This window comes from Fischerella sp. (assembly GCF_013388695.1).
Classification (GTDB): Bacteria; Cyanobacteriota; Cyanobacteriia; order Cyanobacteriales; family Nostocaceae; genus PCC9605.
On record NZ_JACAEU010000048.1, the window covers coordinates 1 to 13,474 of the forward strand.

Below are 13,474 nucleotides of genomic sequence, written 5' to 3' on the forward strand. Positions count from 1 at the left end.
CACTCACCCTTGCGTTCGATGATTTCGACGCGATCGCCCTGTCTGAGAACGTAAGTCGAGCGATACTCATTGCCAGGACCAGTGCGTACATTGAGTGACTTTGCTGTTACTACAGCAACCTCACCAGCTATAGCAGCAAACCACGAAACAGTAGCCAATGCACACCCTGAAATAAAAAATGCACTGGCCAAGCGTTGAAATTGCATTTTAGATTACTCCAAATAATTGCCAGATAAATGCCAAATTTGAATTAAAAAAAAACTTGCATTTTACTGACTTTGCTTAACAGAATTTCCAGGCTAAGCAAACCTAATTTAAGCAAATATACTTGAACTTCAAAATATCATGCTCTAACTAGAAACGCAATTATTTGAACAACTTTTGATAATGCTATATATTTACTGTATTGCTAATAAAAATTCATCTCTCTTACGGAGTAATTTCTAAACATATGTCTTTAGACATATATTCTATCCGCTTGAAAAATGCTGTAAGTACACATTAAATAAAGTTTCTACTGTAGATTGTAGAGATGAAGTGAAGTACAGTAGACAATTTTGGACTATTTTTGAAAAAATTCCTTTATATTATGTCTGTTTCATGAGTTTTTATAACTTTATATTCCACCCAGAAGAACTGATTACATGCATCTTCTCATTAGAAATCGGTGAAAAAGAATGTAGAGACGTTCCATGGAACGTCTCTACAAGTTTTTTGACAATCGCATATTTAATTTCTGGAGATGTCTATTACTCATTACTAATTTTTCATTACACATTAAGTAGGTCGGTACAAATAAAGCTAACTAGTTAAGGTCGTCATTAGTCATTGGTGAGCCAGCGAGGTCTTGGGGAGGCGCGGGTGCGGAACCTGCGTCCGCACATAGAGCGCCGTGGTTCCCCCACTCGCTGTTGGCGAACCCGTAAGGGTCATTGGTAAGGGTTTCAAGCATATTTATATTTCGTAACATAGCTTGATTTGTTTCCACTGACTTACTTACCTATTACCGACACGGGCGCATAATATAAATGTTTGAGCGGACATGATATTAGTTATCGCCATCTTTGAATAGTCTAGCGATCACTTCATCTATCACCCTTTCATCTTTGATTTTACTTAAAGCTTGAGCTATAACAAAAGCCATTTCTGCTGTCGTTTTATATGCTTGTTTGATATCTGCACTTGCTGGTTCGCTCATAGCCAAACCTAGTGATTACTTATTGCGGATTACTACTTAGGTTAAGATAAAAGATAATAATTTGACTTCATCCTATAGGCTCATCCGATCAGGTGATTTTTAATCAAGGGAAGGAAACTCTAAGACCTTGACCCTTGAATATTAAATATTAACTTCCCAGAAATTCTTCCAAACTGGGTATATCTATCCAGCTTGATGTCATATTTGATTCATGAGATAAATCCATCAACAACTGGGAATAAACCCCTTCTCGCAAGGATGGAACTATTTCCTCTCCTCTATCAATTCCCTGCACCCATTGGTCTACCACTCTGATAAACGCAGAAATGCGACCATCAGCATAATTTTTGGGAAATACTAATCTATTAGGAATTTCTATTTCTGTTAGCTGTTTACCGGGCTGGGATGCCCAAACACGGAAACCATGTATATAGTCTTTTTGATTTTCGCTTCCTAAAACTAGAGTACCGCGATCGCCATACACTTCTACCCAATGAGTACGTTGTGCATGTACAACCGCACTGATGGAAACCTGACAAGGTGTACTATCTGCCAATTCTAGCGTCAACATGCAAGTATCATCGGTGTTTACTGCCTTTAATTCGCCTGTGTTGGGATCTGGTCGTTGGGTTATGGCGGTAATTAAATGGGCGTTTAATCTGCGTACCGATCCAAACAGCCAGTGAATATAATCGAAGGTGTGGGAACCCAAAGACCCTAGTGCGCCACCTCCTTTATCTTTCTGCGAATACCAATTCCAAGGTCTGGAAGCATCAGCACGAGAAGAACCCAACCAATCAATTCTAATCAAGCGTTTGTTCCCTACATACCCTTGTGATAAAAGTTCAGAAAATAATTGCCATCCTGGTACAAATCGAAATTCAAAATCTACAGTTGCAGTAACGCCTTTTGATTTTGCCAAATAGTAAAGTTCTTTCGCTTCAGCGGCATTTAGAGTTGTAGGTTTTTCTAGTAACAAATGTTTTCCGGCTTGCAAAACTTCCTTAGCCATTTCGTAGTGCAAAAATGGTGGTGTGGCGATGCTGACTGCTTGCACTTCGCTTAAAGAAACAATATCTGCAATTGTATTGCAGGCATAGAGAATATTTTGGGATTGTGCTATGGCTTGGGCTTTTTCTAAATCTCGGTGATAAACAGCAACTACCTGGGTACGGGGATGGGCTTGGAATCCAGGAATGTGGACTTTTTGACCAAATCCTGTGCCGACAACTGCAACGCCAATGAGTTGCGCTTTAGCTGGATTGTGGTCAAAAGTTGCAACCTGTGGCATAGATGACATAAGTTTATTTAAATAACCTCATCTGATAGTTTTTCATACTCGCGCGAGTTCGTTAACTCAGTCAACCAAGTTCAAAAACTGATTCACAAGGTTCAAAAACTGATTCACGAGGTTCAAAAACTGATTAATCTGGTTCCAATACTGATTCACGAATTTATTTGAAAGTGCAAGGAAGCAATTTGCTGTTATGATTCCCAAAAAGAGATTGCGATCGCACTAAGTACACGTAGGGTGTGCGATCGGCGAGAGTACGGCACCAAAAACATAGAATGGTGCGTTACGCCAAAGGCTAACGCAACAGCAATAAAGGGGGAGGAAAATCCACACCCTTTTTGCCTCCCCTACGTATCTTTTCAAAAATCGGCGTTGCTGAATAATGGGATGAATGAGGCTGACGCACCAGACGCGGGAACACGGGGACACGGTGATTGTGGTTGGTACAAATTCCAAAATCATCCCGCAATTATGCAACGCCCAAAAATCAAATACTAGTCCTATAGAATAAGAGCCAAAAGCCCAAATAATTCACCTCAAAAATCTAATCGTCAAAGGATAGCGAAAATGTTGACCTTTATAAGCTTTAATAGCTGCGAAACTTACTAAAATTAATTGCGATAACATTAATATTGATATAAGTATGCTTAAAATAGTTAAGAGACTATTAAAAATAGTTTCTAATTGTCTAGAAACCATATGATTCGTTAAGGCTACACCACAAGTCGTAAAAACTAAAAATAAGGAAATTATAATAACAACTAAAGTATAAACCGTCAGTGAAAGTTGAAAATTTAAAGATTCTCTTCCTTGAAAATCTATCCAGGGGTCTTGTGCTTTTTTACATCGCCAAATAGCCAACGGCCCCACGATATTTAGCAATGGCAGATACAAGGGAATTCCCAGAAATACTAATAAAGCTAATGGTATCCACAATAAAGCCGAGAGATGACACAGCATTGCCCATATACGTATTTGCTTGTTGCGATTGTCTCTCATGGCTATTTATTTTTGTTGGTAAATTTCTTCAACATTCTCCACCATAATGTCTATAAAAAAATCTGCATAAGAGATTAAAATCTCAGAATTTCTCGATCGCAGTTTTCTGGAAAAGGTTCTATTTGGTGAACTATACCTTCAGTAGGTTCCAAAGCTACGCTGTTGTGCGGCAGTAGTGGCTTATTTCTGTTGTTGAGGAAAGGCTGTAATTCTTAGGTGAGCAGTCTGAGTTGAAAACCACAGGGTATAGGTACTCCTCATGCGGTGTTCGGCAACTCACACAGCCAAATGCTAGTTTCCGCTTCGGGTTGTGGTATTATCAATAGTCCGTGTAATTAAACTGCGATCGCCAGTTGGCGAAAGAAGACAATCCCTGGTTGTGCTTCTTCAACACTCCGCCTCCCAATCATAGAGAGAGTGAGGATGAGGAGAAAGGTAAAGATTTATTGTGAAGTATTCTGGTATATACAGTTAATAACCGACTACTGAGACTAATTGCATCCAGACATTGATGCAATCAGCCTACCAATCTGAGAACATACAAATAACTATATAGAAATATCTATAAACTTTTCCGAAATATTCTATTTATTCCTTGTAGTATTAGCATAAAAATAGAGTTACCATAGGTGCCCTATGTTTCCTCGAACTTCTCATGCCTTTAATGGCAAAAAATTGTTTGTCAAATTGGCTTGGTTAATCAGCATTATTGGCGTCACAACCATGATTGCTTCTCCCGTCCTAGCCAGAAAATTCTTTTATCCACGCTTAGCCTTATTTCAACCCTCTGCTTATAGGAACTATCCCTATCGCAACTCCAACAGCACTATTGCTGATACCCTTGCGAAGGATGGCAAATATGCCAATCTTGTTGATGAGTTGAAAGAAGCAGGTCTTTTCGACACGCTCAAGAAACCTGGTTATTTCACAATTTTCGCTCCTACAGATGAAGCCTTTAATGCTTTACCTGATAATGTTTTCAAGCAATATAGCAAGCCAGAAAACCGTATTAAAGTTTTGAAAAATCATTTGATATCTGGTCAGATCACTCCTGAACAGGTAAATAGTGGCTTAATCAAAACTCTCGAAGGCAGTCAAGTCAAGATCACTGATACTCCTGATGGCACAGTCAAATTAAATGATGCTAATGCCAAGCATCCTTCTACCACCACCACAAATGGTGTGATTGTTGAAATTGACAGACTACTTTTACCGTCTGATTTTTAGTTTGCTTCTCGCTAAGTTAAGTCAACTAAATAAAACCCGAAATTTTGGTAAGTGCGTTAGCTTCAGCGTAATGCACCGAGAGAGTTTTAGCGCCTCTGTTCTAATTTAGTGGAATAAATTTTGTGGGTTGGGTCGAAGTAATCAGACCCAACATCTTTTTATTGTGGAGGTAGGGGACACGAGTAGCCGTTTGGTTTGGGCAGGCAAGGTACCCGCCCCACAAGATTGGCAATCCCTTATTGCCAGTTACCTACGATCACAAATGGCCCCCAGAAATGGGGATTGCTGTACTGCTGATCTTTAAGAAGTGACAGTTGTGCCTGCTGGATTGCTTGTGCTTTGCTGATTTTAGTCTTCTTGGCTTGTTCTAGCTGGCTATACAATTCACCCATGAATTTAGCAGTACTTTGATCTTGGACTGACCACAATGTTGCTAGTGTACTGCGAGCACCAGACCTTACTGCCACTCCCGCAAGTCCTAAAGCAGCGCGTTGATCGCCAATGGCTGTTTCACAAGCACTGAGAACTAACAATTCTATCGGTCTGCGGGAATCCAGTGTGTTATTTTGCAGCAAGTTACCCAATTGTTTAACATTCATGCGTCTATCCCAAAAGAGGATAAAGGTATCTTCAGCATTAGAGCTAAACTGAGCATGAGTAGCCAGGTGGACTATGGGAACTGGAGAATCAAGAATCTCGCTTTGAACCTCTTTGCTAGTAAATTTATTGTTGAGCAGCGATTTAGCTGACACTCCCAGTTTGTTGATTTGTTCAATTTCTGATTGCACGTAACGCAATGGTTCAAAGCCTTGATGCGCTGGCAAATCACTGCGAACTTGACTTAATCCTGCTGTTAAGGCTTTAATATCAATTTTTGCTAGCGGTTTTGGGTTGATTAGTTGCAAACCAGGTGTCAAGGCAACAGCATACTTTTCTATTAAATACTGCTTGCCATCGTGCAGTACAGACATGGGAATATTCCGTAACTCTCCATCCAAGACAAACACTAGAGTTTTAACTTGAGTTTTTGCTAACTCCTTCTCTAGGGGTCGAATCAACCAGTTATATGCTTGTTGGTAGAGGGGCATAAATTCTTGGACTTCAGTTTGGGCAACTCCCTGGATTTGAGTTGGAGGAACTCTCAGAAAACGCTGCATCTGTTCTAGAGTGTTTTCCAATTCTTTTTGAGTAATTTTGGTGGTGTAAAGGCGTGCGGGTTGATTGGGGAGACTGAGAATTACCTCTAACCGATCTTGCAAAATAATCGGATAAATAACAGCGGCGGTAGTGTCTATTTCATCAATTAGTCTGGGATTTGCTTCTACACATGCTTCCCGGAAAAAGTTGTTGAGTTCAGCCAATTGTAGAGATTCAAGCACATTCCGGGCTTGAGTTATTTGTTTTTGACTTTCCTCGTTTTTTCCAGCTGTTTTGAGGGAATTAGCATACTCCAACTCTAACTCGACTAATTGTCGGTAAACTGGTTCAACACTATCCCTAAAAGAAAATTGTACTTCTGGATTGACTGCTACTAAATCACTACGCAATGATTGTAGGGCATTGTAGGCTTTGGTATAAGCTGCGATCGCATCTGGTATATCTCCTTGTGCTTTGCGTATCCTGCCTAGTTGCCAGAAATACTGATAAGATATATACGGCGCTTCTACGCTAGAAACTATACCCAGAGCCTGTTTTGTGAATTTTTCGGCTTGAGACAAATCCTCCGGAGTGCCCCTCTGTTCATACAGTGCGCCACGATTTCCCACCGCATAGGCTTCGGCTTGTTTGTCTCCCAAACCTCTGGCTTGGGTAGTAGCCTTAGCTAAAATCTGGTCAATCTCATCAAAACTCGGGAGTTGAGAGTTTTGCTTGAGCTGGAAGTTATCTGTTGACCCTAACTTCACTAAACTCTGAGCAAAGTTGATTTGCTGATAAACTCCTGTGCGACTGGGGGGTAAGTTCGCAAGTTGAGAATTCAGGGATGACCATAAAGCTTTTGCTTCAGACTCTCTTTTCAGTTTTAGCAAGAGGCTCAATTGATTCAGTTGCGCTTGCTGGCGCATGGTTGGTGAAGTAGCAATTTTTACTACTTGGCTATAAGCATCTAATGCTTGTTGGTCATAATTCTCTCGTCTGCGGCGTACTCTTTCGCTTTCAGCTAAGGTGTTAAATGTATTGCCTAAACTCAGATAGGTGGCTGCTTGTTCTTGGGGAGAGTTCAATCTCTGCGCTAGATTTAAACTGCTTTTCAAGACGATTTCAGACTGTTCTGGCTGACCGATAAATCGCAGCAATTCACCCAGGCTTCTCAAGCCCACTACTGAGGTTAAAGAAGGAGATTCGTCAGTAAATTTTTGCAGCTTTGCTGTTAATTCTTGTGAACTTAATTGACTTAATTCTTGACAATTTGTCACTCCTATTTGTTTATCTAATACTTCTAACAAAGTCTTGCAAGCGCGGGGATAAAGCCCCAAATCTTGCATAGTCTGAACCTGGTTAATCCTGCTTTGGGCTAGTTTGGTTGGTTCATTAGTTTGGCTGTAGATTTTTGTCGCCTCTTGCCAAGTATCGAGAGCATCTGCTGCTTGTCCTGTTTCCCTTTGTAAATAACCTTTAATGTCTAGGGCTTGGGCTGTAATTTTTAATTTTTCCTGGCTGTTTGGCTGAGTTTTTAGCACTGCTAAACTATCTTCGCTAGCTTTTGTGGCTTTATCCCACTGTCCCAGTTGTTGATAAGTCAGCGAAAGATTGCTCAAAGCCATTGACTGATTTAAGCCATCTTTTTGGCTAGCAAAACCAGCCGCTGCTTTTTCCCAAGCAACTGCTGCTTCTTGGAACTGTCCAGAGCGATATAATTGCGTGGCTTGATTAGCTTGTTGTTGGGCATTCTGCTGAGTTTGGACAATTGGGGTTGCTTGGGGAACTGTGGCAATTACAGCTGGAGTTGCTGCTGAGAAGATAAACAGCAAAGTTGCCAAAAACAGCGATCGCCTTTTATAACTTTTTTTCAGCCAGTTATTTAGCTTCCGGATAAATACGTTATTTTTTAGGCGCATACTATACTCCTTGATAATAAAAAAATATCAAAAAGGTGCAGGGCAAACTGCATTTTTTCTGGAAGAAGTGCGCTGGGGAAGATTTTTAGCTGTGGGGTCATAGGCTACAAGCAGTACCTCACCTTTGTTGTTCAACACCCAGCCTTGTGCAGGGATAATCTGTTTGGAAGTAGTATAAGTTATTGGCTGGTTAATAATTGCACTTTGGGAATTGCTGCTACTGGCAGCAGGTTTTACTAAATCAACGCGAACATTGTCATTGTTGAGGTTTTGATGGGGACTACTTGGCAAACCACCACGTCCAGTAATGATAAATTCACTACCAACCCCTTTTTGACACGGATTTTCGGCGATGCGATCGCTCGGATCTGTGACATTCTCTGGTAGTTCTGTTAACCCTTTGCTGGGGTCAATATCTGGGGTGTTAATTGTAACAGTGCCACTCAAAGTCGGATTTTGTTGCGAAATGGCAGTGATGTCATTAGTTGGTAGCTTTGTTGGGTCTAGTTGTGTCGGTTCTGTTGTGTTCAAAAGTTGCTCCAGTTCTGCCCGAGAGCGTGTGACCATTCCAAACAGACCTTGAGTGTTAATTGTGATTTTTCCACCGCTTCCAATGAAAGCATTGGCGGTTATGTCGCTGTTTGCATCAGGAAAAGCAACTAGATTAATCGTATCAATTGTGATGTTGCCACCCGTGGCAGTGCCTGTAGCATTAGTAGTGATTTTGCTGTTACGACGCAACACCAAGTTTCCAGAGTGCAGACTGATATTACCCTGCTTCCCTGTAGTTTCAGCCCTAATAGTTGATTTGTTGTCCAGTTCGATAGAGTCGGCAAAAACTTTAATGTTCCCTGCTGCTCCATTTCCTTCGCTATTGGCAGAGATTTTAGCGCCATCAGTCAAAGAGAGTAAGCCAGTGGTAATATTAATATCGCGACTATCACCAACTGCATTCTCGTATACATTGCTTTCAATGCTGGCGCCTTTAGAAATGTAAACAGCATCTGCTTCGATAAACACGCTGCCAGTATTTCCCTGGTTAAAAGTGTTAACACTGAGGAAAGTGTCATTCGGGAAAGTTTCATTACCAATAAGGGAAAGTGTTCCTGTTTTGATTTTAATGTTGCCACCATCACCTATGCCGTTGAAACTGACACTGCTATAGATAGCAGCTCTGGAGAGAGAGACAAAATCCTTAGTTTCAATAAAGGCGCTACCTGCATTTCCTTCTCCATACACCATCGGGTCTATTCTCGCGGTATCAGAAAGGGTAAGGTAGCGAGCTTTAATATTAATATCGCCACCGTTTCCTTTGCCTGTCTCGAACACTGCGGTGACAATTTCACTAGAAAAAGGATTGTTGAATTCAGGAATATTTTCTACTCCAGCAATATTGACGCCATCACGCACATCAATATTTACGTTGCCTGCTTTCCCTTCTCCAAAAATACCGGCATTTAATACGGCACCACGAGTTAAAGAGAGCGATTCTGCCGAGACATTAATACCACCACTGTTGCCCACAGCTCCTTGAGCCACCGTACTGAATGCACCACTATATCCGTTGTTAGTAAAGCCATCGGCGGAGACTTCATTGCTCGCTTGGATCGTCACTTTGCCAGCATCTCCTTGTCCAAAACTGGAGGCAATCACTTGAGCACCATCGGTCAAGAAAAGCGATCCAGTCTTAATGTTGGTGTCACCCCCTTTACCCACACCTCCTGATAAAACCGCATTGGCAATCAAACTGTTACCAGAAAGAGAAATTGCTCCTGTCGCGTTAATGTCAATATCTCCCGCCTTGCTGTCAACCGAACCAAATCCTGATGCAATCCCAGCCCTCAGCCTACTTCCTTCCGCCATCTTTAAGTTCTGGGCATTGACAGCAATACTACCACCATCGCCAGCGCGTACATTCACTTCTGCTCCTTTGGTCAGGGATACATCTGCTCGTGCCAGTCCATCAGGAAAACTTAAACGCAGAGCATTGCCATTTATTTCTAGTCCCACTGTCCCCGCACTCGATACTCCTCCTAACTCGACACGACTCCCTGGAGTCAGCCAGCGTGCCCCATCAAGCTGCACATTACCGCCCACAAGTGCTAAGGTGTTGCCAGGAGTTACCAGAAAATCAACAGATTGATTGGTGATGCTGCTGGGATTATCTCGAAATCGCAAGCCAATGGGAATATTTATAGTTAACTGTGGCGGTACTTGCTTGTTGCTGGCACTAAATTCAAACCCATTGTCAAATATAAAACTGTCAGCTGTAGTTGCGAAAAAAGAACCACCAACTTCTAAACGAGCACCTTTTCCAAACACAATTCCAGCTGGATTAAGTAAAAAAATATTCGCATTTCCTTGGGCTTTAATCAATCCCTCAATATTGGATAAAGAACCACCTGTTACCCGACTAATCACATTTTGCACATCGGTAGGATTTTGGAAAACTGCTGAACCATTGGTAGGCACAGAAAATCGGCTAAAGCTGTGAAAAAGGTTTCCTCCGGCTCGATCGCCATTATCAATCGTAAAATTTGAGCCATCAGAGCTAGTGATAGTAGTAGATAAAGTTCCATCAGCAGCAATTGGAGGAACTTGCGCTGCGGTCTTACTCAAAGGTGCAAGGTTGCCTAAGATTGCTAGGAATAAGGAGATAAAAAAGAGCGATCGCATACTAGTAATACCCTGTTTTTCTCTGTTTTTTATTAAACACCTCCTGAAATTGGAAAATTTATAACTTTTAAAAAGGGGCAAGGCAAGCAGCGGTTTTTCCTAAACTGCGTTGCGTCAGATTAGTAGCAGTGGGATCGTAGGCAACAAGCACTACCTCATCTTTGTTGTTCAACACCCATCCTTGTGCAGGGACAATCCGTTTGGCACTAGGACTAGTTATGCTGAGGTTAATATTTGCACCTTGGGAACTGCTTGTACTGGTGGTAGGCTCTACCAAATCAACGAGAATGTTGTCATTGCTGAGAATTTGATTGGGACTACTTGGCAAACCACCACGTCCAGTGATGATAAATTCACTACCAACCCCTTTTTGACACGGATTTTCGGCAATGCGATCGCTCGGATCTGTGACATTCTCTGGTAGTTCTGTTAACCCTTTGCTGGGGTCAATATCTGGGGTGTTGAGGGTGACAGTACCAGATATACCGAATTCCGAACTAGCGGTAATATCACTCAATGATGTAGGGCGATCGCGCGGTTCAATGCCAAAGATAGCCTCTGCTTGGATATCGACTCTACCTCCGCTACCAGTAAATGCGTTTGCTGTGATATCGCTATTTTCCTTGGGGAAAGCTACGAGAAAGCCAGTGTTAATGTTGACATTACCGCCATCGCCGCCACCTTGCTCTCTGCCAGCAGTGGCAGATATTTGACTGTTACGACGCAGTAACAATAAATCTTTGATATCTAGCTTTATATTGCCGCCTGTGGCGCTACCGCTTTCAGCAGTGATCGTTCCCCTATCCAGGGTAAGATTATCAGCTTCAAGCGTTATATTACCAGCTTCCCCAGTACCAGCACTGGTTGCTGTGACAGTTCCACCATCTTTGATTGTGACTTGTTTGGGGTCGATGAAAATGCTACCGCCTTTTCCTGTGGAACCTTCAAATGTGTTGGCAAAGATACCGCTGGCAAATTCCCCATTAAAGCCAGAAATAGTCATATCTTCTGTAACTTTAAATGTTATTGTCCCAGCGTTACCAGTACTACGAGTTGCTGTAACTACTCGTCCACCATTGAGTGCTTCAAAGTTTCTCGCATTAATGAAAATATTGCCGCCATCACTAGCATTGGAAGTAGTAGCATTGATAACTGCACCGCCTGTAATTCTCAGGTTATCAGTTTGAACAGAAATATCTCCTGCTGAACCTGATGTTCCTCTTTGTGCAATAGCAAATAATCCACTGGAAAAACCATCAGCACTAACTCCAGAAAGGGTGATGGTATCAGAAGCAGTAATCTTGATATTACCAGCATCTCCCCGACCAGCAGGAATAATATTCCCCCGATTATCTCTTGTTTGCCCAAAAATGAAAGAATTAATCTGAGAGCCATTTCTTAAAGAGAGTGAATCAGTCTTGATATTAATGTCACCACCTTTTCCTTCGCCTCCTGCTCTCACACCACTATTCAAGATGCTATTGTCGTTGAGTTGAATATCACGGGCATTAATTGTTATATCACCTGCATTTCCCTTTCCTTCGGTAAAGGAAGTTATAAATCCTCGATCTTTGATGGAGAGCAATCCTGTGGAGATACTAATATTACCTCCCTCGCCTGTAGTCGTAGATTCTATCGTCTCGACAGTACTACTAATTTGACTAGGAACAATGTCATTAATGTTACCAGCGCTAGGGCCTTGACCTTCAAGAATTACAGAGTCACGAGCATCAATAATAATATTGCCTGCGTTCCCTATGTTTTCTGAATCAGCAAGCAGTGCTGAAGCATCCTTGAGTAAAAGGGAACCTGTTGTGATTTTAATATCACCTCCATTGCCTACACCAGTTTTCTCTGTAACCTCGCTAATAATAATGGAGTTTGATAAAAATACTTGGTTTGGAGCATTTATAACTATATCTCCTGCATTTCCTTTTCCCCTGGTGTTGCTGGCTAGTTGAGCGCGATTAGTAATGAATAGAGAGTCAGTGGTGATATCAATACCGCCACTATTGCCTTGAGCTTCTTCTCGTACATTAGTGAAGATACCGCTAGGAAATCTGCCCTGTCTGCGTCCATCAAAAGAAGCAGTATCAAGAGCTACAATTTTTACTTTTCCTGAATTTCCCTCTCCTCCTCCATTTATACCAGATTGTATTTGACCGCCATTGGTTGCAAAAAATGAACCTGTTGTAATATTTATCTCCCCACTGTTACCAACAGCACCACGCCCTACATTATTGGATATAAAACTTCCGCTATTTCCACCATCCAAGGAGACAGTATCACTAGTATTTATATTTACTGTGCCTGCATTTCCCTGTCCAAAGGTGCTGGAACTTATTCTTCCACCATTTGTTAAAGACAATGATCTAGCCTGGATATTGATGTTGCCACCGCTACCAACTGCATTAGCATTCACCTGATTGTTAATATCGCTGAATGGATCGGCGATCGTGATATTTTCCAAAGCATTCAGCGTGATGTCTCCTGCTTGACTTCCCACAGAACCAAAATCTGATGCTAGTCCACCACAAGCCCCATCTGCGCCAATCCCAGCACAAATGTCACTACCACCGAGGATATTGATATTCCCAGCATTAATCGCAATACTTCCTCCCCCTCCACTGGTAACATCCACTTCCGATGCATTAATAGATATATCTGCTCGTTCCACTCCATCGGGAAAACTTAAACTGCCATCACTATTTATTCCCACTGTTCCCGCAGCTTGTAATCCTCCTAACTCAATTCGTCCTCCAGGTGCTCTTAGTCTCTGACCATTTAAGTTAATCTCACCGCCTACTAGCGCCAAAGTTTTTTGTGGCTGAACTTCAAGAAGAGTAGGCGATTCAGGTGTGGGATTTTCCTGATTATTTCCAATGGTAATACTCCCCGGATTCTCCCGAAATCGCAAGCCAATGGGAATATTTACGGTTAAAAGTGGTGGTGCTTGTGGGTTGGTGGCGCTAAATTCAAAATTGTTATCAAATACGAGACTATCGGCTGTACTCGCTAAAAATG

At 41.8% G+C, this 13,474-nt stretch carries 8 protein-coding genes and 1 pseudogene; 1 reads left to right on the forward strand and 8 read right to left on the reverse strand.

The window, feature by feature from the left end:
• From HXY43_RS07425 to HXY43_RS07445, 5 genes are all read right to left on the reverse strand, one after another.
• On the reverse strand, positions 1-206 hold a 206-nt coding region (locus HXY43_RS07425; RefSeq protein WP_290881755.1), incomplete at its 3' end, for an SH3 domain-containing protein.
• 599 nt (positions 207-805) lie between these two features.
• On the reverse strand, positions 806-988 hold the full coding sequence (locus HXY43_RS07430) for a hypothetical protein (RefSeq protein ID WP_290881757.1): 183 nt from the start codon (positions 986-988) through the stop codon (positions 806-808).
• 60 nt (positions 989-1,048) lie between these two features.
• On the reverse strand, positions 1,049-1,198 hold the full coding sequence (locus HXY43_RS07435) for a hypothetical protein (protein WP_290881758.1): 150 nt from the start codon (positions 1,196-1,198) through the stop codon (positions 1,049-1,051).
• 148 nt (positions 1,199-1,346) lie between these two features.
• On the reverse strand, positions 1,347-2,498 hold the full coding sequence (locus HXY43_RS07440; RefSeq protein ID WP_290881760.1) for a Gfo/Idh/MocA family oxidoreductase: 1,152 nt from the start codon (positions 2,496-2,498) through the stop codon (positions 1,347-1,349).
• Positions 2,499-3,023: 525 nt separating this feature from the next.
• Positions 3,024-3,491, reverse strand: coding sequence for a DUF4870 domain-containing protein (locus HXY43_RS07445; RefSeq protein WP_026731218.1), 468 nt, complete (start codon positions 3,489-3,491; stop codon positions 3,024-3,026).
• Positions 3,492-4,127: 636 nt separating this feature from the next.
• Between HXY43_RS07445 and HXY43_RS07450 the strand changes: the two genes are divergently transcribed.
• Positions 4,128-4,718, forward strand: coding sequence for a fasciclin domain-containing protein (locus tag HXY43_RS07450; RefSeq protein ID WP_290881762.1), 591 nt, complete (start codon positions 4,128-4,130; stop codon positions 4,716-4,718).
• Positions 4,719-4,954: 236 nt separating this feature from the next.
• Here HXY43_RS07450 and HXY43_RS07455 read toward each other — a convergent pair whose 3' ends face one another.
• The 3 genes and pseudogenes from HXY43_RS07455 to HXY43_RS07465 all read right to left on the reverse strand — a co-directional run.
• Complete coding sequence (locus tag HXY43_RS07455; protein ID WP_290881764.1) at positions 4,955-7,774, reverse strand: CHAT domain-containing protein; 2,820 nt, start codon at positions 7,772-7,774, stop codon at positions 4,955-4,957.
• A gap of 27 nt (positions 7,775-7,801) precedes the next feature.
• Positions 7,802-10,450, reverse strand: a complete 2,649-nt coding sequence (locus HXY43_RS07460) for a filamentous hemagglutinin N-terminal domain-containing protein (protein ID WP_290881765.1) — start codon at positions 10,448-10,450, stop codon at positions 7,802-7,804.
• A 67-nt stretch (positions 10,451-10,517) separates the two neighbouring features.
• Positions 10,518-13,474 (reverse strand): annotated as a pseudogene (locus HXY43_RS07465) (hypothetical protein); the annotation flags it as partial.